A 23318-nucleotide genomic window follows, 5' to 3' on the forward strand; every position below is an offset into this window, starting at 1 on the left:
GTAAGCTAAATACCATCTCCAAAAATTATAGAAACTGCGGATATTTGGTTTTATAATTCCGATTTTTGATATAATTTAGCACCATGGACACAGACACTCTTCGCCTTTTTGTCGCCGCTGCCGAGCGGCTCAATATCACTGCAGCAGGCCGCGACCTTGGTCTCGCGCCTGCCATGTCCAGCAACCGCCTGGCAAAGCTTGAAAAGGAGTTGGGGGTCGAACTGCTCCATAGAACGACACGTAAGGTTTCGCTGAGCCAAGATGGTGCGGCATTCCTCCCTTATGCACGCGAAATAATCGCGCAGGCAGAGGCAGGCCGTGCCGCATTAGGGGAAGATACGCTCAGCCCCAGTGGCATTCTGCGATTTGCAGCCCCCAGCAGCTTTGCACAACTCCATATCATTCCGCTGTTACCTGACTTTCAGAACCGCTACCCGGATATTACACTGGATCTACGGCTCTCCGACAAACGCTTCGATATTATTGACGGGAGTTTTGATCTTGCCCTGCGGAATGCGCCGTTGAAAGACAGTAGCCTTCTGGGCCGAAAGTTGTCTGACGACAGTCGTGTGCTTTGCGCGTCTCCGGCCTATCTGAATCGATTTGGTGTGCCCGCAACCCCAGAAGATTTGAAGGACCATCGGTTTTTAGCTTGGTCGGACATGGCCGCTCGTGAGATCGTGCACCAAGACGGTCAAAGGGCGATCCTCGATCCTGAAAAAATGACTTGCCGAACGGTGCTTGATGACGGCACATCGCAACGCCTCGCAACGCTTGCGGGGTTGGGCATTTCGATAAACTCACTTTGGAGCGTCGCCCATGACCTCGAAGCAGGAACATTGATGCAAATCCTTCCCGAATGGCGTCTGAACGATCAATCAGTGCTGTGGCTCATCTATCCGAAATCCAACGTTCTGACCCCGAAAGTCAGGTGCTTTATGGATTTTCTGATTGATCGATTGGCGTGAGGTCAGCTTTTGCAGAGGCTACGCCTTCGGCTCCTGCAAAACCTTCACAAGTCATGAACAGGTTGTTGTGTTTCGCAACGAAGAAGCCCGCGATGTTGACCAGAAGGGTGCATACCAACAACCTGAGGATCAGTCGGGGGTCGCGTAGTTCTATCGCTTCGGGTGCGGCGACCGTGAGCATTTACCTTGGCCTTCCCCAAACCAGACTTTAGCTTCAGTGCGAAAATCTGGTAGAAGGGCTCTAAGCTGCCGTTAGCCCCGCCTGCATAAAGTTTTTTTGCTGGACAGAGTTGACCTGTAGGAATTGGGCACATCGAAACAGTCACCAGCTAAACCGCGTCCTCCCACTTCCCCCCACCACCAGTCCGTCGTATACGCCCCCCCATGGCCCAGAACCCCCCAAACCTCCGCCCCGACCTTGCACCGAAGCTCCAGCTGCGCGAGCCCACACGCGACGACCAGCCGAAAATCGGCATGGTCTCCCTCGGCTGCCCCAAGGCGCTGGTGGATAGTGAGCGCATCCTCACAAGGCTCCGCGCCGAAGGCTACGCCATCTCCCCCGACTACGCGGGCGCGGAGGCGGTGATCGTCAACACCTGCGGCTTCCTCGACAGCGCCAAGGCGGAATCCCTCGACGCCATCGGCGAGGCCCTCAAGGAAAACGGTAAGGTCATCGTCACCGGCTGCCTCGGCGCGGAGCCCGACTACATCCGCGAGCACCACCCCGCCATCCTCGCCGTCACCGGCCCGCACCAGTACGAACAAGTCCTCGACGCGGTCCACTTGGCCGTGCCGCCCTCCCCCGATCCCTTCATCGACCTGCTGCCCGCCACCGGCGTCACCCTCACGCCGCGCCACTACAGCTACCTCAAGATCTCCGAGGGCTGTAACCACAAGTGCAAGTTCTGCATCATCCCCGACATGCGCGGCCTCCTCGCCTCCCGCCCGCAAAAGGCAGTGATCCGCGAGGCTGAAAAACTGGTCGAGGCCGGCGTCAGGGAACTCCTCGTCATCTCCCAGGACACCTCCGCCTACGGCACCGACTGGAAGGACCGCCCCTCCAAGGCGCCCATCCTCGATCTGGCCCGCGAGCTTGGCAGCCTTGGCGCGCAAAAGGACCTGTGGGTCCGGCTGCACTACGTCTACCCGTACCCCCATGTGCGCGAGCTGATCCCGCTGATGGCCGATCCCGCGAACGCGATCCTCCCCTATCTCGACATCCCGTTCCAGCACGCCCATCCCGACACGCTCAAACGCATGGCCCGCCCCGCCGCCGCGTCCCGCACGCTGGACGAAATCCGCGCATGGCGATCTGAGTGCCCCGACATCACGCTGCGCTCCACCTTCATCGTCGGCTACCCCGGCGAGACGGAGGCCGAGTTCCAGCACCTCCTCGACTGGCTGGACGAGGCGCAACTGGACCGCGTCGGCTGCTTCCAATACGAAAACGTCGACGGCGCCCGCTCCAACGCCCTGCCCGACCATGTGGCGGCCGAGGTCAAACAAGACCGCTGGGACCGCTTCATGGAAAAAGCCCAAGCGATATCCGAGGCCAAACTGGCCGCCAAAGTCGGCACCACTATTCAGGTGATCGTGGACGAGGTAGAGGACGACGGAGCCACCTGCCGCACCACCTCAGACGCGCCCGAGATCGACGGGAACCTGTTCATCGACGAGGGGTTTGAAGGGTTGAAGGCTGGGGATATGGTTTCTGTTGTAGTGGATGAAGCTGGAGAGTATGATTTATGGGGAAAGCCCGTAGCATAGAGCATCATGAGTTCTGACGCCGAATACATTAAAAATTATAGAATAAAGCGTGTTTATGTAAATCCCGCTGAGGGCAAAGGAGCATTCGCCTCTATTTGCGATGATATCCACGAAACAGTTCTTGGCGAAATTGAATTAGTTAACAAAACGCGAGTGGCAGTATCGGCCTTCCTGAAGGCAGGAAGTCGAGAACCCTCTACCATAAAAATTCACTTACTTAGACATCGCAAGAACAGCGGTTGGTACTGGGTTGAAGAACTCAAACTCAATGGATTTGATGCTAGAAAGGTTCGCGATTTGCTCGCGATCCTTTCATCTCTCGACATCGAGCCAACTGAACGGGTTCGTGTCGACCTACCCGCAATCTCACTTGATGATCTGCTGGAGTTTGAAGAATCTAGCAGTATTATCAAGGACCTAGCTCAAGATCCCCGTTTCAAAAAAGACGTTTTTGCAATCGGCGCGAAACGCCTTGTTCTGCAAGAGTTTAGAAAAAAGCTTGATGCAGAGACTAGAGAAACAGAATGGCAGATTTTTTTCGAAGAAAATCCATGGATATTTGGCTTTGGTCTAAATTATGTTTTCTTAGATAAAGTGGGCAGGAAGTTCGAGCAAACCACTAAAGGTCATAGTTTTGATAGTAAGGGAAAACGCTCCGATGGACTGGCACGAACAAGAGCTGAAATAAGTCAAACCGTCCTTATTGAAATTAAGTCGAACTTCACGAAACTACTTAGAACCAAATACTATCGCCCCGGAGTTTGGCCTGTATCGGACGAGGTAAACTCAGCCGTTACTCAGTCCCAAAAAACTGTCTTCGACTTCGTCAAAAGCCAATCCCCTCGGATTGATTTAAAGGATGAGAATGGGGATTTTACAAGCGAGATGACCTATCGTATCTCGCCTCGCGCCTATCTCGTCGTCGGAAATCTCAACGAACTCATCGATAACGAAGACAAGATAACGAGCTTCGAACTGTATCGGAAAGGATTGAACTCTCCGGAGATAATTACGTTTGACGAGCTATATTTTCGCGCGAAAGAGCTAGTGTCCAGCCTAGAGAATTGAATCAGCACTTCGTCGGATATGGATAGCCAATAAATCAAACCTTCCGCCCGGCATCGCCGGGCAGCGCCCGGACCTCCCCCATGGGGAGGGCGCTTCGCACCCGCCCCGAGGTCCGCGCACTCCCCTAAATGTTGCGACCACATCAGCGCACCCCCTGCGCTGTCGCGCGTTCAGGGCTGAAACTGTCCTCGACAGTTTCCAAGACGGCCTTCACCCCCTCGGTCCAAGCGCTCCCCTAAATGCTGCGCACCAAACGCACCACGCTTCCATTCCGCTCCCAACACCGTAAGCTCTCCAAAACCAACATTGGAGCCAGCCCACATGCCACCCCCAACCATCGCCCAAAAAGGCCCCTTCCCCGTCGAGGTCGAGGCAGGCAAATCCTATTTCTGGTGCGCCTGCGGCCAGTCCGCCAAGCAGCCGTTTTGCGACGGCTCGCACAAAGGCACCGAATTCAACCCTGTGAAATTCGAAGCCACGGAGACCAAGAAAGTCTTCTTCTGCGGCTGCAAACATTCCGCCGCCCCCGTCACCTGCGACGGTACGCACAACAAGCTCTAGGACAGACGCTCGGCTGAACTCACACCACAAATCCGCTATTTTGTGCTATATTCTTGTGTCCCGCGCCTTCATGCTCGCGGGGCATACGTCTCTAATGTTCATTCGCATGACAAAGGAAGACACCATGTATGCACGTATTACCCCGTACAAAATGAAGCCCGGCTCGCAGGCCGCCGCGACCAAGGTCATGAATGCCCTCAAGGACAAAATCATGGCGCTGGAAGGCCAGCAAAGCTTTCTCAATGTCTCCAATGACGAAGACGGCACCGGCTATGTGATCTCCACCACGGAGAACGCCGAGACAGCGCCCGAGACCGCCGAGAAGATCAAAGCCCTCTGGGGCGCGTTCTCGGAGTTTCTGGTCGAACAGCCGACGGTCCGCAGCTACGATGTGGTCGCGGATTGGCACTCGAAGTAGTCAAACGGCGGGCGGGGGTCACCCCGCCTTTCCCTTGCGCGCGTCCAGATACATCCGCACGCAGTCCTGCACCCGCCGGAACCGGTCCCCGCCCAGCTTCACCCCGCCAAACCAGCGCGTGACCACCACGACTTCGCCCACCAGTTCCTCGCGCTCCAGCATGCGCAGGATCACCATGCCTGCACCTGCCTCGCCGTCATCGTTTTTGACCGGCGTGCCGTCCGGCAGCACCACTGCCCATGTGTTATGCGTGGCCTTGGCGTATTTCTTGGTGCGGCACAGGGCTTTGACAAACGCCGCCGCCTCCTCGCGCGTCTGCACAGGACCGCCAGACACGGCGTATTTGGAGCCGCGATCTGTCAGGATGTTCTCAAGCTGAAGCATGCCCGCACCCTAGGGCACAAGTTTTTGCGACGGAAGCCCGTCGCGGCTGCGTTCAATTGATATTCGACGCAAGCAAGGAGCCCGTAATCCCGTGACCCTCAAAGCCATCGCCCTCAGCCTCGCGATCACCGTCACCGCTGTCACCGCCGTTTTCGCATTGAACAATCGCATCGCGCTTGATCGTGAGATGTCGGAGATTTGCGTGTTTGCCTATGACACCACGGACGATCTGTCGCCACTCGACGCGACAGCGTGCCCTGCCAGATAAGCCTGTCAGCTAGACCTGCACGTCGGAGCGCGCCAGCCAAGTCCACATGTTCTTGTTCCGGCAGGCTTTCGGCGCCTCCACCGGGCCATCCCATTGTTCATCCAGCCAAGCGCGGCAGTCAGCAAACTCGCATTTTCGGCATTCGTTGACCATCTCGGCGTAGTCAGACCGGGTTAACAGGCCTTGGTGGATAGCGGCCGACAAGTCCACGCCAACTGCGCGGGCCATACCGGTGGTGAGCCAGAAATGCGTGCGGGAGTCCCCCATGGGGTGGATGCGATGTGTCATGCTGTGAAAGATAGCATCACAGGACGCGCCACAGCGTTGATCTGCATCAAACGGGGCAGGTATGGCGCGCCACAGACGCGGCGCGCACCGGTCTTACAGCTGGGAGTTCACCCGACGCACCGTCTCAACACGGCTGGCGTTGGGCGGGTGGGTTCCAAGGAAGCGGTCGCCCGGATCGGGGATGCGGGTAAAGAATTCGGCCCCGCGCACAGGATTATACCCCGCACGTTTGGAAATGACCGTGCCCAGCGCGTCAGCCTCAAGCTCGTTGTTTTTCGAATAAGCCCGCGCGCCCACAGTGCCGCCCAATTGCTGCCCTGCATTCACATCCAGTCCGACAGAGGCCGCAATGATCCCGCCGAGGATCGCGCCGCCCATGGCCGTTTGCTGCTGCTTGGCAAGGTGCTTGGAGATGTGGTGCGCCGCTTCATGGCCCATCACAAATGCAATCTCGTCGCGGTTCCGCGCATCAGCAATCAGCGCGATGGTGAAGCCCAAGATCGGACGACCCGATTTGTCGAGCGTCTGGAAGGCGTTCGGCGGCAGGTTGGTCCGCTCGTCGACCACAATCTTGAAATCGCAGTTCAGATCGGGCGCACGGGCACGGCATTCGCGCTCGGCCACAGGCTCAACCTGCTGGACCACCGCTTTGAAATTCGCGACGGCAGTGCGCGAAGACACTTTCGGCGGGGATGACGTTCCCACTGTCGCAGTCGGCGCTGGCTGGGCGGCGGGGGTTTCCGCCGTCTCGACCGTGCACGCCCCAAGGGACGCCGCGGCTAGGATTGAAAGCATAAAACGCATCGATTTACCTCTTGTCGTTTTTTGGGAATGTAGCGCTCCTCCCCCTGCCCGCCAAGCCCACAGATCAGCATTTGCAATTTTGCGCCCAGCGCCCCTAGTGTGAGGGAAAGACTGCTGGCAGCTGGAGGCCCAATGTTCACGATCGAGCACGAATTCGACGCGACCCTCATCACCTTGATCGACGAAGGGGAGCAACATCTGCAAGGCGACATCTCCATCAACGCCTTTGAGGACTGTATCACTGTAGAGCAGCTGGACCATCACACCGACCGCATCCAGAAGGTGACGTTCTCGCTCCAGCAAATCCGCGATCTGACGGCCGCGTTGGACCTTCCCGAAGGCAGTTACCGGCTGAAGGGGAAACCATGATCAAAACCGGCTTCTTCTGGGATGAAAAATGCTTCTGGCACGCAGGCGGCGACTTTGCCTTTACAGTCCCCATCGGCGGGCTGGTGCAGCCCTTGGCTGCAGGCGGCCTGCCGGAAAATCCGGAAACCAAGCGCCGGCTGAAGAACCTGCTCGATGTGACCGGGCTGATCAGCGAGTTGCACGCCCGATCCGCGCCGGAGGCAACGTGGGACGATCTTGCCCGCGTCCACCCCGAGGCTTTTTTGCACAAATTCAAAGAAAAATCGGACGCAGGCGGCGGGACAATGGGCCTGCGCACCCCTTTCGCCCAAGGCGGGTTCGAGATCGCGAGCCTGTCGGCAGGTCTGGCCAAAGCCGCGCTCTTTTCCGTCCTTCAGGGCGACATGACCAACGCTTACGCCCTGTCCCGTCCCCCGGGACACCATTGCTTGCCGGATTTCCCCAACGGGTTCTGCCTCTTGGCCAATATCGCCATCGCCGTCGAAGCCGCACTGGAGCATCGCCTGACAGACAGGGTCGCCGTCATCGACTGGGATGTGCACCACGGCAACGGGACCGAAGCGATCTTCTTTGACCGCGACGACGTTCTCACGATCTCGCTCCATCAGGAACGCAATTACCCGATGGACACTGGCGACGCCGAGGATCGTGGCGTCGGACGGGGCGAAGGCTACAATATGAACATCCCCCTTCCCCCTGGCGGCGGTCACGCCCTGTACTTGGAGGCAATGGAACGGCTGGTCCTTCCGGCCCTATCAGATTTCCAACCTGACGTGATCATCGTCGCCTGTGGCTATGACGCGGCAGCGATTGATCCGTTATCGCGAATGATGGCAACCGCAGAAACCTTCCGCGCCCTGACCGAGATGGCGATGGAAGCCGCCTCGGACCTGTGCGACGACCGCCTCGTGCTGGTCCACGAGGGCGGGTATTCCGAGGTCTACGTTCCCTTCTGCGGCCACAATGTGCTGCAACAACTTTCCGGAAGCCTCATTTCAGCCGAGGACCCGTTGGCGGCGACATTCGACTTGCGCCAGCCCTCGGCCCGTCTTGCAGCCATGCACAGCGACTTTCTCACGGATCTCGAGAGCTTCTTTCGTTAACAAGCTCTAGGTCAATCATGGCATTGTTTACGTGCGGTCCTTATGCCATGGTCTCAAAATTGAACAGCGCGACTGGCGCTAAAAGTGTATTTAAATGTTAGGTTTGCACGTTGCAAATGAACACTGTCGACGACATTTGGACCGGCACCTCAGCCTCGAACCCCGCTGCTCATGACAGTGCGGCGGCTCAGGCGGGATCGCTCATTCTCTCTCAAACATTCGAGAGTATCGAACCGCTCGACGCGCAATTCGGTGTGGACGTCAAAAAGTCCGTGCCAGACGCGTTGACCGAAGAGCTTTTCGGCCAACCGGCTCCGTCACCCGCCGATCTGGCCGCCGCGAACGGCGACGCCGACAAAGTGCCGCCGCTCGGCACTTACGCTGTGCTCGATGCGGCTGTCGTCACCAATCTGCCCGAGCTGCTGGAAACCTCTGGGCTAGAGCATCTTTGCCTGTTCATCGGCGAGGCCCAGGAAGAGCTTAGCCATGTCGCACCATGGATTGTGCGGCTTGAAACCGGCAACGCACTGACCCGTCATCTATTCACCAAAGGCAACGCCCCGTGGCAGCTTTGGGATAAAAGGCCCGGTATGTTTCTGCGCGCACGCGCCAGTTGCTCAGAAATGCGTAAGCATTTCAGGAAAATCCTGAAAGTGCAGAACGACAACGGGAAGTGGTTCTATTTCCGTTTTTGGGAAGGCACCGCGCTGCTCACAGTGGCCGAGGCCGCAGCGCAAAAAGATCAGGCGCGGCTCTATCGCCCCGGTATGATTGCCTACGCCCGCCAATCGTCGCCGGACGGCGATGTCCTGGTCAAAAGCTGGCTCGGCGATCCCAGATGTGCCCCCACGCCATGAGCTTCGTTCTGTCCACGCAATCTGTGACCGATCTGCGGTTCGACAGCATCTACAAGCATATGCTGGCCTATCTGGTAGATCTTGATCCCGCGCGATTTCGCGGCCTTGGTGACGCCAATTGCAAAGCGTTCGTCCGTCAGGGTCTGGCGTTTTGCGATGCGCATAAGATCGAGTTTATGGAGCATATCGAATACGTCCACTTCATGATGTATTTCATCGGCACCGGGTTCCCGCGTGATCCGCGCTACACGGCTTTGACGGGCGCATTGACCGATCAAAGCCATGTCGCCCACCAACGGATCGAAACCGCGCACCGGATTTTTCGCAAGTTCGCGGATCGGTTTGTGGGTATCGGGTTGGCCCAAACCAAGAGCGCCCTGACCCTTTTCAACGAACAACTCACCTCTGTGCCGGATGATAAACTCTCTCCCCGCGCAGGTCTCGACGCCTTCTATGTCGCCTTTGACTTCACCCCGCAGGAGCGGGACACCTTTCCAGAGGCGCATCTGGTCGATGCAGCGCGGCAATCCGCCAACGCACTCGATATGGAAACGCCAACGGGCTACGGTCTTTGCCTGTCACTGGCCCTTTGGCTGGGAACAGGGTTCGCGCAAGACCCGCTTTTCCCTTGGGTGCGCGATATTCCCGCCCAAGCCCCTGATACCCCACAAGAAAGGGCGCGAGTGTTGAAAGACTACGCTATAAAACGCATGACCAAGATGCTACCGAACGAGGAGACCTGACATGTGCGGCACGACCATGATCAATCCCAGCGCAAGCCCCACAGCTGGTGCCACCGACAGCCGCCCCTCCGCGCCCTGCTGCGGGCCCACGCCATGGATGAACACCGCCTTGGGGGAATTGGGCGTTCATGAGTATGCCGGCCTGAACAATGCCAACCCACGGGTTATGGAGTTCCATCGCTCCGCCGGTTTCACATGGACGGACGACGACTCTACCGAAGACAACGCGTGGTGCGGGTCCTTTGTGACATGGTCACTGCGACAGGCTGGCATCACTCCAGCCAATAACGGCTTTCGGGCAAATTCCTATTCGCGCTCCACGCTGGATTCCAGCGGCAACGGGTGGCCCGACGGCAAGATCATCCCGCGCCCCGTCTATGGCGCGACGGCCCGCAAACGGCGGGACGGCGGCGGGCATGTGGGGTTCGTTGCGGGCACAGTTCCGGGTCAGCCGGATCGGATTGCGATCTTGGGCGGCAACCAGGGCGGGCAGCGCGGCACCGCGGCCGCTGGCGGCGAAGTAAACGTCAAATCCTATCCGCGCTATACAGGAGGCGGCGAGACGTTCATCTTCATGGTTCCTGCAGACTACAATTGGGAATGTTGCGAGCTTCAGGACTATACTGGCCACGTCGGCCCCGCGACCACCGAAGGGTAAGTCATATGATCAAACCGCTTCTGACACTCTCCAGCCTGTGTGCCAGTGCAGGGATGGCCTCTGCGGTCGCCCTCATGCCTTTCGGAACAGAGCCGGAGCGCGACGCTGCCAACCGTGTCGGTGGTTGGATGGTCTGCGGCCTCAGCGGGCCAGACAGCTATCTGTCCACGCGCCGCGCCCCCAAAGCAGGCGCGGGCGAGGTGATGAAACTCAGCCCCTACACGCTTGTTGCAACCACGGGAAAGACCAGCCCCAACGGCGCATGGGCCGAAATCCACGAGGCGCGGGTGTTGTTCACCTCCGACGGGGTATTTCTCAAAGAAACCGAATTTGCACTGAGCACGCTCAAAGGCTGGGTCGCCACGCGCTATTTGTGCCATTACGGGCCATTGCCCAACGGCGAATAGCTCTTGGCGTTCTTTCCACTCCAGCTCGGTCGGGCGGTGAGGCGGGATGCGAGGCGCAACCCGCGAAAAAGGGATCAAAACAGGCGTTCACCTCACGCGTCCGTGATCGAATTTTACCACAATTTCATACACTTGCCGCTCTCGTTCAAAATGTTGCGCCCCACGTTCAAGGCATAGGCAGTGGCACTCCTTATTTATCATTCATCAGCAGCGGCACTCGCCGCAGCCGCACATGAAACAAAGGAAAAAGTTATGAAACTGATCGCTTTCACCACCGCACTCGCCCTTGCTGCCGCTCCTGTTCTGGCAGGCTCACCGGCCGAAGAATTCGACATGAAAAATGCAGGGAGCAACGCATCTGCCGCCGCTTATGAAACCGCCGTCCTGAAACTGTCCGGTGACGATATAGACAATCGTATCGTGGTCATCGACGCCCCTCAGGTGAGCCGCAACTCCCAGGGCCATATCCAACTGGCTCGCGATCTAGGTGTGTCCCCTGACACCTATTCCACTGCGGAACTGGCGCGCATGTTCATCGGCGCACACGACTGATCGTTCCGTCCCCCAAATCCCTAAATCAGTCGTCGCCCTGGCAGGTCTTGGCCCGCCGGGGCTTTTTTCATGCGTGCTGCAGCTGAGACCGAAACTGGCTTGGGGATATGCCCAGATGCTGCTTGAAGGTGCGTGAGAGATGCGCTTGATCGGCAAAACCACAGCGCGCAGCGACTTGGGCCATCGACAAGTCACCCTGCCCTAGCAACCGGCTCGCCACCTCCAGTCGCACCTGCGTGACAAACCGCATCGGCGTTTCCCCGACCCGTGCCTTGAACTTGCGCGAAAACGCGGCCTCGCTCATGCCTTGGTCCGCTGCCAGATCGGCGGGGCTGATTTTCTGATCCAGATGCCCCTCGATATATTCGACGACGCGGGCATAGTTGTCCGCACTGAAATGGGTGTCAAAGGTCGCATCTACCTTCTGCGGTTTGCCGTAGCGCTTGACCAGCAGCACCAGAAACATCCGCGCCAAAGCGTCGAACATCACATCCGCACCCAGCTCGTCGCTCACGAGAGTTTCATACATCCGCTCTGCGGCTTGCCGCACCTCAGCGTCATGAAAGAAGATCACGTCGTCGAACTGCCCACCCGTAGACAAGACTTTCAGCTCGGTCTGAACGAAGCGTTTCATTGCTGGCGGGTTGATATGAATGATCATGCATTTGGACGGATCCATCCACTGCCATCCCGTTTTCGATCCCGCCGGGGATACCGCAATGTCATCAGGCTTCATGGTCAGTCGCTCGGTACGCCCGTCGCGGTCCGCGATGACGCGCAGTGGTTCATCCGAGATAGGGATAACAAAGCTGAACAATGCGTTAACCTGAGGCGGCAAAGAGCCCGGTGCGTCTTCACGATACTCGAACAACAAAACCCCGTCAGAACTCGTCCGCGACAAGACTGGCGGGTTGGGAAGGTCAAACGTCGCCTCTGTCCAGAAGCGGTCGACAGATTTGGCCATGCGGATCACGCCCCATATCAAAGTGAACTGTTCTGTTCAGATATGGCCACGTCTCCGTAGCGTCAAGGTAAGCTATTCCATCAGTCGCGCGCGACCGGCCCGCCCTGCGCTTCCCAAGTCGAAAACCCCTCACGCAGATGCGCCGCCTCGAACCCCATGTCGTTCAGGGTGGCCACGGTCAGCGCCGACCGCCACCCAGAGGCACAGTGAAACACGAACTTCTTGTCCTGCGCGAAAACGTCTTTGAAATAGGGGCTGTCTGGATCGACCCAGAACTCCGCCATCCCGCGCGGGCAATGAAAGCTTCCGGGCACATAGCCACTACGCTGACGTTCCCGCACGTCTCGCAAATCCACGATCACCACGTTCGGGTCGTCCACCATGGCAATCGCGTCCGCAGTCTCGATTTCCTCGATCCGCGCCCGTGCGTTTGCCACCATTTGAGCTGCTGTTACTTTTAATGCCATGTCGAAGCTCCTCCCCGTTTTCACCTAAAGCACAGCCACCAGCACAAGAATACTCACAACGATCAGCGCGATGCCGATCAATTCCTTGCGAGTGCTGCGCTCTTTGAAGATGAAGTAGGACGCCAGAAAGGTGAACACCAATTCCACTTGGCCGACGGCTTTCACATAAGCCGCATTCTGCAAGGCAAAGGCCACAAACCACCCGAACGAGCCGCACATCGACGTCACCCCAACCAGCGATGACACCCGCCAGGATGCCAGCACGCGCCCGATCTCGCCTTTATCCCGCCACGCGAGCCAAGCGGCCATGATCGCCGTCTGGAACGCCGTGGCGACGGCAAGACTGACGCCCGCGCGCACGATGACGTCAGGGCTGTCGATCTGCAATGCCGCCCCGCGGTATCCCACAGCTGCCACGCCGAACAAAAGCCCCGAGCCCAACCCGAACCCTGCCGCCTTGTTAAAGAACCGTGCGCCGCCTTTGGGTGGGTCCGACAGCAACACCACGCCCGCAAACCCTATGATAATTGCGATCACGCCAAGGGGCGAAATCCGCTCGCCCAGCACGACCAACCCAAGCAGCGCCGTCAGCACGACCTCGGTCTTTTTGAACACGATACCGACGGCGAAATTTCGTTCAGCAAACAATGCCACGACGCAGGCTGTCGCCAAAATCTGACCAACTCCACCAGATAGAGCGTAAAGCCAGAACGCGCCATTCAAGGACGGGATAGGCGCTCCCGTTGCGGCCAGATAGCCGCCGACGCCCAAGGCCACCAGCGGGCTTGAAAACAGAAAACGGGAAAAGGTCGCGCCACCCGTCGAAAGCTTTGTTGCCTTCAGGTGCTTTTGCAGCATGAAGCGCAAGTTCTGCATGAAGGCCGCAAAGACAGAGACGTATATCCAAAGGGCCATGTGTCATTCCAATCGCGACGCTTGGCCTGTCTATACTCCCTTCAATTCAGGCGTCCAGCGTCTCCTCGGCCTTATGCCAAAGCGGGTGGACGACCGGATCTTTCGGATGCACCAGATGTTGCGCAAAAACCGTCGCGTAGGAGCGATAAACATATCCACCGTTGCACGCCTGAAATCGGTCTTTGCCAACGCGGTAAAGCTTCGGCAAATCATACCACGGAACCTGAGGATACATGTGATGGACTGCGTGCAAGTTATTATTCAAAAACAAAAACGCCAGAGGTCCACGATCCTCCACAATGACTGAGCGCTCTCTGCTTTGATCATGCGCACGGTGCTCTAGGAAGGTGCGTATTTTTAGCAGCGATAGCCCGATATAGGCAGCGACGACATAGGCCCAGATCGGCATGGCGGACTGCCAAATCATCCAAATGACCAGTGCAGTGCCAATCAAATGCGCAAGCCAGCTTTTGGCAATGGCGGGTGTCCAGCCCCTGACATCGCTTTGCATAAACGCAAATTGCCCCAGAACCGGCCCGAACAGCATGCGCCCCGCTAATGTGTTGTTGCAGCGGTAAATATGCTGAAGCACAGTGGGCAGCGCGTTCCAATCCCGCTCTGCCAGGTAGTTGGTTTCAGGGTCATCATACGGATCCGTCAAACAGGCGTCGCGGTGATGGGCCAGATGGGTGTCGCGGAACCGCCCGTACGGAATGGCCAAATTCAACGACGGGCGCACTAGAATTTCGTTTAGCCTTTGCCAGCGGAACGGGTGTCCGTGAAGCACCTCATGCTGCAAAGAAGACTGCTGCGCAATCGCAAGCGCCGCGACCACGACGGCCAAGGGCACGGACCATCCCGATAGCCAGAAGACCGCCCACGCCCAAATCGCGTAGGTGACGGCCAGCAAGGCCAGCGTCGGCCACTCTATGCGGGGGCGACGTTCAGACATCGCGCCGCTCCGGCCCCGCCACACCCCAAGAGATGCGCGCCCAGACCCTCTCGTAAAGGACATAGCTCACCAGCCCCAAGGTCGAGTTCGCAAGCGCCATGCCGCCCCCGAGGGCCCAAGAGCCGGTCGAGGCGTAGCCAACGCCGCTCATCATGACGAACCCCAAAAGGGTCCAAAGCATGGCCTTCACCAAGCTGCGTGTCGTGCTTTCCATTATGTCCCTTTCCCGTACCATTGGCCTAGCGCGGCGGCGGACGGGTGGGCCATCCTGAAGATAGTTCACATTTTGCAGCAATGGTGATAATACACACCAAATGACGCAAATATTAGACAAACGCGATCGGGCGGACCTGTTTCGCCTGCGCCTGTCCCAAGCCATGGCCGACAGCCGCACCACCCAAAGCGCGCTTGCCCGCGCCATTGGGGTGGATCGCTCTACGGTGTCGCAGTTGCTCAAACAGAAAACCGCCCGCCTCCCGAACGCGCAGGTCGTGGGGGAATGCGCGCGGGTGCTTGGCGTCTCGGCTGACTGGCTTTTGGGCCTGACCGACCGGCCAGAGCTTGCGGCGGATCTTATGGCCTCCGCATTGACCTTCACCGAAGCCCCGCGCGCACTGGTGGACGAACAGATTTTTGACTGGCACCGCGAGGCGGCCGGATACAAAATCCGCCACGTCCCTGCCAGCCTTCCCGACATGCTGAAAACGCGAGACATGTTGGAATGGGAATATTCCCCGCACTTGGGCAAAACCACGGCACAGGCCATCGGCGCGTCCGAGGATCGGCTTACATGGATGCGCAGCGCGGGTTCCGATTACGAGATCGCTGTCCCCTTGCACGAGCTTCACACCATGGCAGAGGGGTGCGGGTACTACGAAGGCCTACCCGTCGATCTGCGCCGCGCGCAACTGACCCGACTGCTGGAGCTTCACGAGCAGCTATACCCTACTCTCAGGCTCCACGCCTTCGACGCGCGGAAGCTGTATTCCGCGCCGGTCACCATCTTCGGACCGAAACTTGCGGTGATATATCTGGGCCGCAACTACCTCGCGTTTCGGGATCGCGAGCGGGTTCAGGCCATCACCCAACACTTCGACGGATTGGTGCGCGAAGCAGAACTGTCGTCGCGCGACATGCCGAAATTGCTGGAAGAACTGGTTAATTCAATAGGTAACAACTAAGTCATAAGTATTTGTTTTAGATGTTTTTTATTGGGACAGGCCTTAGCATACATAAACAAGACCTTACCGAGTTACCCGCGGGGAACCTAATGACATCAAGCATATACTTCTGTCACGGCCTTCCCGGCAGCCCCTTGGATACCAGCCTGATGACAGCGAAAGCCATTGCCCCTGACTTGCTGGCGGCCTCTGATCCGCTCTCGCAATTTGACGAAATGACTGCGCATCTATCGGGCCAAGTTCACATTGCAGGCTTTTCCATCGGCGCGCGCATTGCGTGCTTGATTGCGGCCAATCGGCCGGACCGGATCGCGAAACTGACCCTGATCTCCCCCGGCGCACCACTCCAAACAGGTGACTACCTAAGCCAAATGGCAGGTCGCCCTGTTTTCCTTGCCGCCCAAAAAAGTGAAGCTGCAATGGCCCGATTTGCCTTAATCCAATCCCTCGCCATCCGCGCCGCACCCGGCCTTTTGTTGAGCGCATTATTCGCCAAATCCGGCCCTGACGAACGTGCGTTTGCCCGCAATCAGAAACCCGCCCTTCAGCACGGACTGCGCCAAAGTTTGCTGACATATCGCGCGGCATATATCGCCCATTTGCGAGACTATGTGGCGGATTGGTCTGATCTACTACCTCAGATTTCCTGCCCGACGGACATCTATCATGGCACCCAAGACAAGTGGGCGCCGGTTACAATGGCCCACGCACTGAACGACGCAATTGAGAGGGCGACGCTTCATCTGACCCCGACAGAGCATTACACCACCCTCGCGCAGGTTAGACTTTAGGGTCTGGGTTCTCCGTGTGGCCATCAACAGCGATCACCTGACCGGAGACCAGCCGCGCGCCATCTGACCCCAAGAACACCGCCATATTCGCGACATCCCGCGCCTCTACGAAGGACCGCATGGAGGTGCCTTTTGCATAACCCTCATAGACTTGATCACGGGTCATGCCCTTGGCGCCTGCTTCGCGCTCCAGAACGCCTTCCATACGCGGGCCTTCGACCGCACCGGGGCAGATCGCGTTGGCGCGAATGCCATGCGGGCCCAGCTCCATCGCCAGAGTTTTCATCAGCCCGATGATCCCCCATTTCGCTGCCGAATAGGGCGCGCGATTTGGGTAGCCATAAATCCCTGCCGTGGAGGACGTCAGCACCATCGCGCCACTGCCCTGCCGTTTCATCAGGGGTGTCGCGTATTTCGCTGCCAGAAACGCGCCTTCAAGGTTCACAGAAACACATGTTTTCCAATCGGCCAGCGCCACATCCTCAACTGCTGCGGTCGGGCCTGCGATGCCCGCATTGGCGCAAAGCACATCCAATCCGCCCCATTCGCTGTCTACCTCCGTGAACAAGGAGGCCATGCCAGCCTCGTCACTTGCATCCACCTTGGAGGCCCGCCACGAAGCAGGCACAGACGAGATGTCGAGATCCGTCACCCAGACCTGCGCGCCCGCCTCGCTGAAGGCCTGCCCCATCGCATATCCGATGCCGGAGCCACCTGCCGTAATGAGGACCTTCATCGTTTGCCGACCGCCGCCCCTGCGCCTTCTGGTGCGGGCAGTGCCGCGTGGGCTGTGGCGATCTCTGCAAGCCGTGCGGCAATGGCGTCCGCAGGAACAGACGCTTTGCGAGTTTCCAGCGAGACATGGATCAACATGTGCTCGCCCGTTGCCAACAAACGCCCGCCCTCAAACATCCGGTGGAACAGGTGCATCTTCTTGCCCTCGCCCAGCAGCACTTGGGTTTCCACGCGGATGCGGGCACCGGCATGGACCTCGTCAAGATGGCGGATATGGGTCTCGGCAGTGAAGTAGCTGCCACCCGAGGCGATATACGCGGCATCGCAGCCGACCATTTCCATGAAGCGGTCGGTGGCGTCGCCAAAAGCCTGCAAATAGCGGGCTTCGTTCATATGGCCGTTGTAATCGACCCAGTCCAAAGGCACCGCACGCTGCACGGTTTCAATCGGGGTGGATATATCGTCGGGCGCGGTTTTCGGCGGCTCCGCACGGTTCAGCACCGCCCCTGCGCCGTAGTTTTGCGCCTTCAGCGCCCGCATCATGGCGACGAGGTTGGTGTCGCGAATGCGTTCCAGCTCGCGAATGCTGTGCATCCCCGATTGCGCGTCGGACTGGCTGGCGATTTGGTCCACCAACTCGTCTGTTAGCTCCGGTACGTCCATCAGCTTGGTCCATGGCCATGACAGGCAAGGGCCGAACTGCTCGATGAAGTGCTTCATACCTGCCTCGCCGCCTGCGATACGGTAGGTCTCGAACAGTCCCATCTGCGCCCAACGCAGGCCGAAGCCCATGCGGATGGCCTCGTCGATCTCTTCGGTGGTGGCGATGCCGTCCTTGATCAGCCACAACGCCTCGCGCCAGACGGCCTCCAGAAAGCGGTCGGCGATATGGGCGTCGATTTCCTTGCGGACATGTAAAGGGAAACAGCCGATGGAGGTTAGAACGTCCTTGGTTTTCTGAATCATTGCAGCGTCGTTGGCGGGGCTAGGCACGACTTCGATCAGCGGCAACAGATAAACAGGGTTGAACGGGTGCGTCACGACGATCTGCGCGGGACGGGCAGCGCCGTCTTGCAGCTCGGACGGCTTGAAACCTGAAGTGGAGGACCCAATGATCGCGTCCTCGCGGCACGCGGCTTGCACGTTGGCGAAAACCTTGTGCTTGATCTCCAAACGCTCCGGCACGCTTTCCTGAATCCAGTCGGCGGGGCCAACGGCGTCGGCCAGGTCAGCATGAAAACTCAGGCGGCCCTCGTCAGGCATAGCGCCGTCCGCCAAGCCGGGCAGCGAGCGCCGCGCATTGGCCAGCACTTCGTTAATCTTGCGTTCAGCCTCTGGGTCGGGATCGAACACCCGCACGTCCCAGCCCATCAGCAAGAACCGCGCGGCCCAGCCGCCCCCAATGACGCCACCGCCAAGAATTGCTGCTGTTTTCGTCATGGCGACACCTTTCTGAGTTGGGCCAAATCGTAGCCGTTAAAGGCCAGTATCTCGCGCGCGGCGGCTAGGCGGTCCGCGCGCAGTTTTGAGGTTCGGTTAATGATCATACCGAACCGACCGGAGGGCGTGCCCAGCACCGCGGTGCGGTGATCCTCGTCCACCCAGATCACCCAGATCGGATCACCCTCCTCGGGCAACAGTCTGCCAAATTGGCCGATGCTATAAAGCGGCCAAGCGGCTCCTTCGGCATCCGCCGCCAAGGGTGAAATCGCGGCTTGGGGGATGTAGCGATATCCCCCCGCCTCGGGCCGGAAGGACACACGACTGATGGCGACTTCGCGCGGCGTACGCTCGAAGCTTTCAATCACCCGCCAGTCGCCAGCAAAGCGTTTGGGATCGAACCGTGTGGAGGACGTGATCGGGATGTTGGTGTCGCGAAAGCCGTCTGGCACGAAAGCAGGTTTCGGCGCGCAGGCGGCGAGTGCCAGAAACCCGATAGCGGCGACCCAGTGTTTCACCCGCGCGGCGCCCGCTTGACCAGCCCAAGCGTCTCGCGCACGGCGTCCGGCCCGATGACCTTCGCGCCCAAGCGCTCGATGATCTCGACCGCACGGCCAACCAACGCCTCGTTTGTGGCCAGCACGCCACGATCCAGCATCAGGTTGTCCTCCAGCCCGACCCGCACGTTGCCCCCTGCCAGCACAGAGGCGGCCGCGATGGGCATCTGGTTGCGCCCCAGCCCGAAGGCGGAAAACGTCCAATCGTCCGGCACGTTGTTGACCATCGCCATAAAGGTGTTCAGGTCGTCCGGCGCGCCCCATGGGACGCCCATGCAAAGCTGCACCAAGGCAGGGCTATCAAGCACGCCATCTTTGACCAACTGCTTAGCATACCACAGGTGGCCGGTATCAAACGCCTCGATCTCGGGTTTCACGCCCAGTTCGGTCATCATGCGGCCCATGGCGGTCAGCATCCCGGGGGTATTGGTCATCACGTAATCGGCTTCGGCAAAGTTCATCGTGCCACAATCAAGCGTACAAATCTCGGGCAGGCATTCGGCCACATGCGCCACGCGTTCTTCGGCGCTGACCATGTCGGTGCCGGCTTGGGTCGGCAGCGGGTTTGGCGCTCCGAAGACGATATCGCCCCCCATACCTGCCGTCAGGTTCAACACAACGTCCACTTCAGCGTCGCGGATGCGGTCGGTGACTTCGCGATACAACTTTAGATCACGCGATGGCGCGCCCGTCTCAGGGTCGCGCACGTGGCAATGGACCACCGCAGCCCCAGCCTTGGCCGCCGCAATGGCGCTATCGGCAATCTGTTTGGGAGAGCGCGGCACATGCGGGCTTTTGTCTTGGGTCGAGCCAGAGCCCGTCACAGCGCAGGTGATAAACACGTCGCGGTTCATTTCTAAAGGCATTTCGGTTCTCCCCGTTTTGGCGAAGGGGGCCATTTTTAGCCCCCCCGCGCAAGCCTGTTTTCGCCTGCTTATCTCTCGAGGGCGACAGGCGCCCGCGATCCGTCTAATAGGGCATCGGGTGGGCCTTATGGGCGGCGGTGATATCGTCGAGGACGTCTTGGCCCAGAACTAGATCCTTGCCCGCTATGATATGGTTCAGTTGGTCCATCGTGGTCGCACCGAAAATCGGGATGACGGGGAATGGACGTTGGCAGCACCACGCAAGGGCCATATGGACAGAATCCAGCCCGTGCTTGACCGCGATGTCCAGATAGACCTGTGCCGTGTCCAGCACGCGATCCGACGCGCGCCCGCCCATCTTGTTGTTGATTGACATGCGCGAGCCTTCCGGCACAGCGCCGCCCTGATACTTGCCCGTCAGATAACCCACCGCCAGCGGTGAAAAGGCCAGCAGGGAGATGTCTTCGTTATGGCTTAGCTCGGCCATGTCGGTATCGTAGAGGCGGCAGAGCAGAGAGTATTCGTTCTGGATGCTTTCCACCCGAGGACCGCCCAGTCGCTCCGCAATCTTGAGCCACATCATAGTGCCCCATGCGCTTTCGTTGCTGAGTCCGAAATGGCGGATCTTGCCCTCCGCCACCAGTGCTTTCAAAGTTTCCAGAACCTCGACCATATGCGCTTCTGTTGCGGCGCGGTCCTGTTTGGACGGGTCATAGGCCCAGTTCTGGCGGAACATATAGCTGCCGCGGTTGGGCCAATGCAGCTGGTAGAGGTCGATCACATCGGTTTGCAACCGCTTGAGCGAGCCTTCGATGGCCTCGCGGATGGTCTTGGCGCAAATCTCCTCGCCATCGCGGATGTAATTGCCTTTCCCTGCCACTTTGGTGGCCAGCACCACCTCGTCGCGTCGGCCTGTCTTGGCGAACCAGTTGCCGATGATCTCTTCGGTCTTGCCAGCGTTTTCTTTGTTCATCGGGTTCACCGGATAGGCTTCTGCCGTGTCGATGAAGTTGATGCCCGCGTCGAGAGCGGTCTCGATCTGCTGGTGCGCCTCTGCCTCTTTGGTTTGGGTGCCCCATGTCATTGATCCCAAACACAACTGGGAAACCTTCAGGTCGGTGCGGCCAAGGCGAACTGTCTTCATTGTAACTGACTCTTTCTGCTCTTCGAGGATCGGGCGCGAGCTTAGTCAGCTACGCGCCCGTCACAACCGCAAAATCGAGCGGCATCTTGTCGAAATCAAAAAGAAAAAGCCCCGCCCACTGCGAAACACGCTGCTACAAGTCTTTGGGGTCGATCTTTGTCAGCACACTTTGGTTCAACTCGCGGAACGGACGGATGTAGCAGGTCACCACGGCCCAACCGCGCTCCATGTCCGTCAAGAACGACGTGAAAGAATGAGGGGACGCCGTCGGCATGTTGCGAACCTTCTGTGCCAGCGCCTGATGGGTTTCATCGTCATTCCAGCCACGGTTCGACGTCCCGCTGATCCGACCCAAAGCCAAAAACTCCTGAGCGCCGCCTTTCGAGCGCGGCAAAAGGTGGTCCACGTCCTGTCCGTCCGATGTGCGCGGCATCACGGCGTCAAAGGCGGCGCGGTAGCTGGTATAGGCGGGGTTTACATAGACGGTGCCCCACCCCTTGCGGGTCAGCAAGAACGCATTGGACAATCCGCGCCCGCCGATTTGGTAGATCGATACATCGGGGAGCTTCATATCAGCACTATCAACGGCAGGAGACGGCCAAAGGACATTTTGTTGGCGCATCATGGCACCATACTGTTTTGCGGTAATCATCGTCGACCTCTTGAAAATTTATTCAAACAATCTTTGCAATATTTCCGAAACTTGCTTCTGAATCCAGAGGATATCACCCGCGAGCGACAGGGACATGACGCAAAACCACTTGCGGTCCGCGGCGCATAAGGCGAGCGTGAGGCAACTTAAAAGGCAGACCCATGCGCCTCCTGATCTCTTTCGCGGCCTTGTTTCTGTCGGTCGTTCTCTTGCAGCTTTCCTCGGGTGGGGTCGGCCCGCTGGACGCGTTGTCCGGCCTGACATTGGATTTCAGCAAGTCCGAGGTCGGCCTGCTCGGGTCTGCGCATTTCTTTGGGTTCTTCATCGGATGCTGGTGGGCGCCGCGGGCGATGGGCTCCGTCGGGCATTCCCGAGCCTTTGCGGCCTTCACGGCGACAGGGGCCATCGGACTGTTGGCGCATATGCTGATCATCGACCCTTATGCGTGGGCATTGATGCGGGTCGCGTCGGGCCTGTGCGTTGCGGGCTGCTACACTGTGATCGAGGCATGGCTGCAATCAAAAGTCACCAACGAAACGCGCGGTCGCGCCATGGGTACCTATCGTTCGGTCGATATGGGGGCGTCGCTGGTCGCGCAGCTGATGATCGGGATTTTGGAGCCAGCGTCCTACGTTTCCTACAACTTGCTGGCCTTGCTCTGCTGTGCCTCCATCTTGCCGCTGACCTTGACGACGGCACGCCCGCCCGAAACCCCGACCGCCCCGCGTTTGCGGCCGATGTTGGCGATCACGCGGTCCCCTCTGGCGGCAGCAGGCGTTATCGTGGCGGGACTGAACAGTGCCGCGTTTCGAATGGTCGGCCCGGTCTATGGCCAAGAAGTAGGCTTGCGGCCCGACCAGATCGGTATTTTTCTGGCAGCCTTCGTGGCCGGTGGGGCGCTGGCCCAAGTCCCGTCGGGCTGGCTCGCAGACAAATATGATCGCCGCTGGGTGCTGATCTGGCTCTCTGTCGCCGCGATCATATCCAGTGTGTTCACTGTCTTTTCCGCCATGGGCGGGACGACCATGGTGCTTCTGGGCGCTGCGGTGTTCGGGTTCACCACATTCCCCATTTATTCCGTCGCTGCCTCCCACGCTCATGACTTTGCAACCTCCGAGGAGCGGGTGGAGCTGTCGGCAGCGCTCATGTTCTGGTACGCGGTCGGCGCCATCGCCTCCCCGCTTGGCGCGTCGAAATTGATGGAGGCGTTCGGCCCAACCGCCTTGTTCATGCTTATGGCCATCGGCCATGCGGTTCTTGTGGTTTTCGGCCTGACACGAATGCGCGCCCGCGCGACCCCGACCAAGCGCACATCCTACGTCTATGCCCCCCGCACGTCCTTTATCATCGGGCGGCTTTTGCGGCGGCAAAGAGACCGAAAATAACAGCAAGTCCGCCGCACATTAATCAAAATCCTTCTCTGGCACGACGCGCAGCCT

At 58.9% G+C, this 23318-nt stretch carries 31 protein-coding genes; 16 read left to right on the top strand and 15 right to left on the bottom strand.

Features of this window, described 5'->3' with window-relative positions; genetic code table 11:
- The first annotated feature begins 83 nt into the window (after window positions 1-83).
- Window positions 84-968 (top strand): LysR family transcriptional regulator, encoded by an 885-nt coding sequence (locus tag BM352_RS16145; protein ID WP_090218905.1) that lies wholly within the window; start codon window positions 84-86, stop codon window positions 966-968.
- Here the strand turns inward: BM352_RS16145 and BM352_RS18830 are convergent.
- Window positions 937-1149 carry a hypothetical protein gene (locus BM352_RS18830; protein ID WP_139229853.1) on the bottom strand — a complete coding sequence of 71 codons (213 nt, stop codon included), beginning with the start codon at window positions 1147-1149 and terminating at the stop codon, window positions 937-939. The two genes, BM352_RS16145 and BM352_RS18830, sit on opposite strands and share 32 nt — an antisense overlap.
- 203 nt (window positions 1150-1352) lie before the next feature.
- On the opposite strand from BM352_RS18830, the gene rimO reads away from it, so the two are divergent.
- The 4 genes from rimO (at window position 1353) to BM352_RS16165 (ending at window position 4782) form a co-directional block, all read left to right on the top strand.
- Window positions 1353-2735 carry a 30S ribosomal protein S12 methylthiotransferase RimO gene (gene rimO, locus BM352_RS16150; protein ID WP_090218908.1) on the top strand — a complete coding sequence of 461 codons (1383 nt, stop codon included), beginning with the start codon at window positions 1353-1355 and terminating at the stop codon, window positions 2733-2735.
- A gap of 6 nt (window positions 2736-2741) precedes the next feature.
- A complete protein-coding gene (locus BM352_RS16155; RefSeq protein WP_090218911.1) occupies window positions 2742-3803 on the top strand; it encodes a Shedu immune nuclease family protein in 1062 nt (353 codons plus the stop codon).
- A 321-nt stretch (window positions 3804-4124) separates the two neighbouring features.
- On the top strand, window positions 4125-4364 hold the full coding sequence (locus tag BM352_RS16160) for a CDGSH iron-sulfur domain-containing protein (RefSeq protein WP_090218913.1): 240 nt from the start codon (window positions 4125-4127) through the stop codon (window positions 4362-4364).
- A 124-nt stretch (window positions 4365-4488) separates the two neighbouring features.
- Window positions 4489-4782 carry a hypothetical protein gene (locus BM352_RS16165; RefSeq protein ID WP_090218915.1) on the top strand — a complete coding sequence of 98 codons (294 nt, stop codon included), beginning with the start codon at window positions 4489-4491 and terminating at the stop codon, window positions 4780-4782.
- 18 nt (window positions 4783-4800) lie between these two features.
- Here the strand turns inward: BM352_RS16165 and BM352_RS16170 are convergent, their stop codons facing one another.
- A complete protein-coding gene (locus BM352_RS16170) occupies window positions 4801-5166 on the bottom strand; it encodes a YigZ family protein (protein WP_090218917.1) in 366 nt (121 codons plus the stop codon).
- A 91-nt stretch (window positions 5167-5257) separates the two neighbouring features.
- Here BM352_RS16170 and BM352_RS19025 point away from each other — a divergent pair, with 91 nt between their 5' ends.
- A complete protein-coding gene (locus BM352_RS19025; RefSeq protein ID WP_175500712.1) occupies window positions 5258-5434 on the top strand; it encodes a hypothetical protein in 177 nt (58 codons plus the stop codon).
- A gap of 9 nt (window positions 5435-5443) precedes the next feature.
- On the opposite strand, the gene BM352_RS16175 is transcribed toward BM352_RS19025, so the two are convergent.
- Window positions 5444-5722, bottom strand: a complete 279-nt coding sequence (locus BM352_RS16175) for a DUF6455 family protein (RefSeq protein ID WP_139229854.1) — start codon at window positions 5720-5722, stop codon at window positions 5444-5446.
- 93 nt (window positions 5723-5815) lie between these two features.
- Entirely contained in the window at window positions 5816-6526 is a 711-nt protein-coding gene (locus tag BM352_RS16180; RefSeq protein ID WP_090218921.1) for a M48 family metallopeptidase, read from the bottom strand.
- A gap of 132 nt (window positions 6527-6658) precedes the next feature.
- Here BM352_RS16180 and BM352_RS16185 point away from each other — a divergent pair, with 132 nt between their 5' ends.
- From BM352_RS16185 to BM352_RS16215, 7 genes are all read left to right on the top strand, one after another.
- Entirely contained in the window at window positions 6659-6895 is a 237-nt protein-coding gene (locus tag BM352_RS16185) for a hypothetical protein (RefSeq protein WP_090218923.1), read from the top strand.
- Window positions 6895-7998 carry a class II histone deacetylase gene (locus tag BM352_RS16190; RefSeq protein WP_090220361.1) on the top strand — a complete coding sequence of 368 codons (1104 nt, stop codon included), beginning with the start codon at window positions 6895-6897 and terminating at the stop codon, window positions 7996-7998. Before BM352_RS16185 ends, BM352_RS16190 begins: the two co-directional genes overlap by 1 nt.
- A gap of 116 nt (window positions 7999-8114) precedes the next feature.
- Window positions 8115-8855 carry a DUF4123 domain-containing protein gene (locus BM352_RS16195; protein ID WP_090218925.1) on the top strand — a complete coding sequence of 247 codons (741 nt, stop codon included), beginning with the start codon at window positions 8115-8117 and terminating at the stop codon, window positions 8853-8855.
- Window positions 8852-9598 (top strand): hypothetical protein, encoded by a 747-nt coding sequence (locus BM352_RS16200; RefSeq protein WP_090218927.1) that lies wholly within the window; start codon window positions 8852-8854, stop codon window positions 9596-9598. Before BM352_RS16195 ends, BM352_RS16200 begins: the two co-directional genes overlap by 4 nt.
- A gap of 1 nt (window position 9599) precedes the next feature.
- Window positions 9600-10256, top strand: a complete 657-nt coding sequence (locus BM352_RS16205) for a TIGR02594 family protein (protein ID WP_090218928.1) — start codon at window positions 9600-9602, stop codon at window positions 10254-10256.
- 5 nt (window positions 10257-10261) lie between these two features.
- Entirely contained in the window at window positions 10262-10663 is a 402-nt protein-coding gene (locus BM352_RS16210; protein WP_090218930.1) for a hypothetical protein, read from the top strand.
- A gap of 252 nt (window positions 10664-10915) precedes the next feature.
- Window positions 10916-11215: a hypothetical protein gene (locus tag BM352_RS16215; RefSeq protein ID WP_090218932.1), complete on the top strand. Its 300-nt coding sequence runs from the start codon at window positions 10916-10918 to the stop codon at window positions 11213-11215.
- A gap of 67 nt (window positions 11216-11282) precedes the next feature.
- On the opposite strand, the gene BM352_RS16220 is transcribed toward BM352_RS16215, so the two are convergent.
- The 5 genes from BM352_RS16220 to BM352_RS16240 all read right to left on the bottom strand — a co-directional run bounded on the left by BM352_RS16220 (window position 11283) and on the right by BM352_RS16240 (window position 14727).
- Window positions 11283-12179, bottom strand: coding sequence for a helix-turn-helix domain-containing protein (locus BM352_RS16220; protein ID WP_090218934.1), 897 nt, complete (start codon window positions 12177-12179; stop codon window positions 11283-11285).
- Window positions 12180-12259: 80 nt separating this feature from the next.
- Window positions 12260-12646 (bottom strand): rhodanese-like domain-containing protein, encoded by a 387-nt coding sequence (locus BM352_RS16225; protein WP_090218937.1) that lies wholly within the window; start codon window positions 12644-12646, stop codon window positions 12260-12262.
- 24 nt (window positions 12647-12670) lie between these two features.
- The gene (locus BM352_RS16230; RefSeq protein ID WP_090218939.1) at window positions 12671-13561 is read right to left on the bottom strand and encodes a DMT family transporter; all 891 of its coding nucleotides are present in this window, start codon (window positions 13559-13561) and stop codon (window positions 12671-12673) included.
- A gap of 46 nt (window positions 13562-13607) precedes the next feature.
- Window positions 13608-14513 carry a fatty acid desaturase gene (locus BM352_RS16235; protein ID WP_090218941.1) on the bottom strand — a complete coding sequence of 302 codons (906 nt, stop codon included), beginning with the start codon at window positions 14511-14513 and terminating at the stop codon, window positions 13608-13610.
- Window positions 14506-14727, bottom strand: coding sequence for a DUF2061 domain-containing protein (locus tag BM352_RS16240; RefSeq protein WP_090218944.1), 222 nt, complete (start codon window positions 14725-14727; stop codon window positions 14506-14508). The genes BM352_RS16235 and BM352_RS16240 overlap by 8 nt, the downstream gene beginning before the upstream one ends.
- A 100-nt stretch (window positions 14728-14827) precedes the next feature.
- On the opposite strand from BM352_RS16240, the gene BM352_RS16245 reads away from it, so the two are divergent.
- Window positions 14828-15694 carry a helix-turn-helix domain-containing protein gene (locus tag BM352_RS16245; RefSeq protein ID WP_090218948.1) on the top strand — a complete coding sequence of 289 codons (867 nt, stop codon included), beginning with the start codon at window positions 14828-14830 and terminating at the stop codon, window positions 15692-15694.
- 89 nt (window positions 15695-15783) lie between these two features.
- Window positions 15784-16485, top strand: a complete 702-nt coding sequence (locus BM352_RS16250; protein WP_175500713.1) for an alpha/beta fold hydrolase — start codon at window positions 15784-15786, stop codon at window positions 16483-16485.
- Here the strand turns inward: BM352_RS16250 and BM352_RS16255 are convergent.
- The 6 genes from BM352_RS16255 to BM352_RS16280 all read right to left on the bottom strand — a co-directional run bounded on the left by BM352_RS16255 (window position 16475) and on the right by BM352_RS16280 (window position 21879).
- Window positions 16475-17221 (bottom strand): SDR family oxidoreductase, encoded by a 747-nt coding sequence (locus tag BM352_RS16255; protein ID WP_090218952.1) that lies wholly within the window; start codon window positions 17219-17221, stop codon window positions 16475-16477. The two genes, BM352_RS16250 and BM352_RS16255, sit on opposite strands and share 11 nt — an antisense overlap.
- Complete coding sequence (locus BM352_RS16260; protein ID WP_090218955.1) at window positions 17218-18660, bottom strand: carnitine 3-dehydrogenase; 1443 nt, start codon at window positions 18658-18660, stop codon at window positions 17218-17220. The genes BM352_RS16255 and BM352_RS16260 overlap by 4 nt, the downstream gene beginning before the upstream one ends.
- Complete coding sequence (locus tag BM352_RS16265) at window positions 18657-19178, bottom strand: lipocalin family protein (RefSeq protein ID WP_090218959.1); 522 nt, start codon at window positions 19176-19178, stop codon at window positions 18657-18659. The genes BM352_RS16260 and BM352_RS16265 overlap by 4 nt, the downstream gene beginning before the upstream one ends.
- Entirely contained in the window at window positions 19175-20083 is a 909-nt protein-coding gene (gene bcoG, locus BM352_RS16270; RefSeq protein WP_090218961.1) for a 3-dehydrocarnitine:acetyl-CoA trimethylamine transferase BcoG, read from the bottom strand. Before bcoG ends, BM352_RS16265 begins: the two co-directional genes overlap by 4 nt.
- A gap of 103 nt (window positions 20084-20186) precedes the next feature.
- Window positions 20187-21227: an aldo/keto reductase gene (locus BM352_RS16275; RefSeq protein WP_090218964.1), complete on the bottom strand. Its 1041-nt coding sequence runs from the start codon at window positions 21225-21227 to the stop codon at window positions 20187-20189.
- 133 nt (window positions 21228-21360) lie between these two features.
- Window positions 21361-21879 carry a hypothetical protein gene (locus tag BM352_RS16280; protein WP_090218967.1) on the bottom strand — a complete coding sequence of 173 codons (519 nt, stop codon included), beginning with the start codon at window positions 21877-21879 and terminating at the stop codon, window positions 21361-21363.
- Between the two features lie 161 nt (window positions 21880-22040).
- Between BM352_RS16280 and BM352_RS16285 the strand changes: the two genes are divergently transcribed.
- Window positions 22041-23264 carry an MFS transporter gene (locus BM352_RS16285; protein ID WP_090218969.1) on the top strand — a complete coding sequence of 408 codons (1224 nt, stop codon included), beginning with the start codon at window positions 22041-22043 and terminating at the stop codon, window positions 23262-23264.
- The last annotated feature ends 54 nt before the right edge of the window (window positions 23265-23318 follow it).

Origin of the sequence: Litoreibacter janthinus (genome assembly GCF_900111945.1) — a bacterium.
GTDB lineage: Bacteria > Pseudomonadota > Alphaproteobacteria > Rhodobacterales > Rhodobacteraceae > Litoreibacter > Litoreibacter janthinus.

Coding starts and splice junctions, on each gene's coding strand:
- BM352_RS16145 (WP_090218905.1), top strand. CDS start 84: ATGGACACAGACACTCTTCGCCTTTTTGTCGCCGCTGCCGAGCGGCTC.
- BM352_RS18830 (WP_139229853.1), bottom strand. CDS start 1,149: ATGCTCACGGTCGCCGCACCCGAAGCGATAGAACTACGCGACCCCCGA.
- rimO (WP_090218908.1), top strand. CDS start 1,353: ATGGCCCAGAACCCCCCAAACCTCCGCCCCGACCTTGCACCGAAGCTC.
- BM352_RS16155 (WP_090218911.1), top strand. CDS start 2,742: ATGAGTTCTGACGCCGAATACATTAAAAATTATAGAATAAAGCGTGTT.
- BM352_RS16160 (WP_090218913.1), top strand. CDS start 4,125: ATGCCACCCCCAACCATCGCCCAAAAAGGCCCCTTCCCCGTCGAGGTC.
- BM352_RS16165 (WP_090218915.1), top strand. CDS start 4,489: ATGTATGCACGTATTACCCCGTACAAAATGAAGCCCGGCTCGCAGGCC.
- BM352_RS16170 (WP_090218917.1), bottom strand. CDS start 5,166: ATGCTTCAGCTTGAGAACATCCTGACAGATCGCGGCTCCAAATACGCC.
- BM352_RS16175 (WP_139229854.1), bottom strand. CDS start 5,722: ATGACACATCGCATCCACCCCATGGGGGACTCCCGCACGCATTTCTGG.
- BM352_RS16180 (WP_090218921.1), bottom strand. CDS start 6,526: ATGCGTTTTATGCTTTCAATCCTAGCCGCGGCGTCCCTTGGGGCGTGC.
- BM352_RS16185 (WP_090218923.1), top strand. CDS start 6,659: ATGTTCACGATCGAGCACGAATTCGACGCGACCCTCATCACCTTGATC.
- BM352_RS16195 (WP_090218925.1), top strand. CDS start 8,115: ATGAACACTGTCGACGACATTTGGACCGGCACCTCAGCCTCGAACCCC.
- BM352_RS16200 (WP_090218927.1), top strand. CDS start 8,852: ATGAGCTTCGTTCTGTCCACGCAATCTGTGACCGATCTGCGGTTCGAC.
- BM352_RS16205 (WP_090218928.1), top strand. CDS start 9,600: ATGTGCGGCACGACCATGATCAATCCCAGCGCAAGCCCCACAGCTGGT.
- BM352_RS16210 (WP_090218930.1), top strand. CDS start 10,262: ATGATCAAACCGCTTCTGACACTCTCCAGCCTGTGTGCCAGTGCAGGG.
- BM352_RS16215 (WP_090218932.1), top strand. CDS start 10,916: ATGAAACTGATCGCTTTCACCACCGCACTCGCCCTTGCTGCCGCTCCT.
- BM352_RS16220 (WP_090218934.1), bottom strand. CDS start 12,179: ATGGCCAAATCTGTCGACCGCTTCTGGACAGAGGCGACGTTTGACCTT.
- BM352_RS16225 (WP_090218937.1), bottom strand. CDS start 12,646: ATGGCATTAAAAGTAACAGCAGCTCAAATGGTGGCAAACGCACGGGCG.
- BM352_RS16230 (WP_090218939.1), bottom strand. CDS start 13,561: ATGGCCCTTTGGATATACGTCTCTGTCTTTGCGGCCTTCATGCAGAAC.
- BM352_RS16235 (WP_090218941.1), bottom strand. CDS start 14,513: ATGTCTGAACGTCGCCCCCGCATAGAGTGGCCGACGCTGGCCTTGCTG.
- BM352_RS16240 (WP_090218944.1), bottom strand. CDS start 14,727: ATGGAAAGCACGACACGCAGCTTGGTGAAGGCCATGCTTTGGACCCTT.
- BM352_RS16245 (WP_090218948.1), top strand. CDS start 14,828: ATGACGCAAATATTAGACAAACGCGATCGGGCGGACCTGTTTCGCCTG.
- BM352_RS16250 (WP_175500713.1), top strand. CDS start 15,784: ATGACATCAAGCATATACTTCTGTCACGGCCTTCCCGGCAGCCCCTTG.
- BM352_RS16255 (WP_090218952.1), bottom strand. CDS start 17,221: ATGAAGGTCCTCATTACGGCAGGTGGCTCCGGCATCGGATATGCGATG.
- BM352_RS16260 (WP_090218955.1), bottom strand. CDS start 18,660: ATGACGAAAACAGCAGCAATTCTTGGCGGTGGCGTCATTGGGGGCGGC.
- bcoG (WP_090218961.1), bottom strand. CDS start 20,083: ATGCCTTTAGAAATGAACCGCGACGTGTTTATCACCTGCGCTGTGACG.
- BM352_RS16275 (WP_090218964.1), bottom strand. CDS start 21,227: ATGAAGACAGTTCGCCTTGGCCGCACCGACCTGAAGGTTTCCCAGTTG.
- BM352_RS16280 (WP_090218967.1), bottom strand. CDS start 21,879: ATGATTACCGCAAAACAGTATGGTGCCATGATGCGCCAACAAAATGTC.
- BM352_RS16285 (WP_090218969.1), top strand. CDS start 22,041: ATGCGCCTCCTGATCTCTTTCGCGGCCTTGTTTCTGTCGGTCGTTCTC.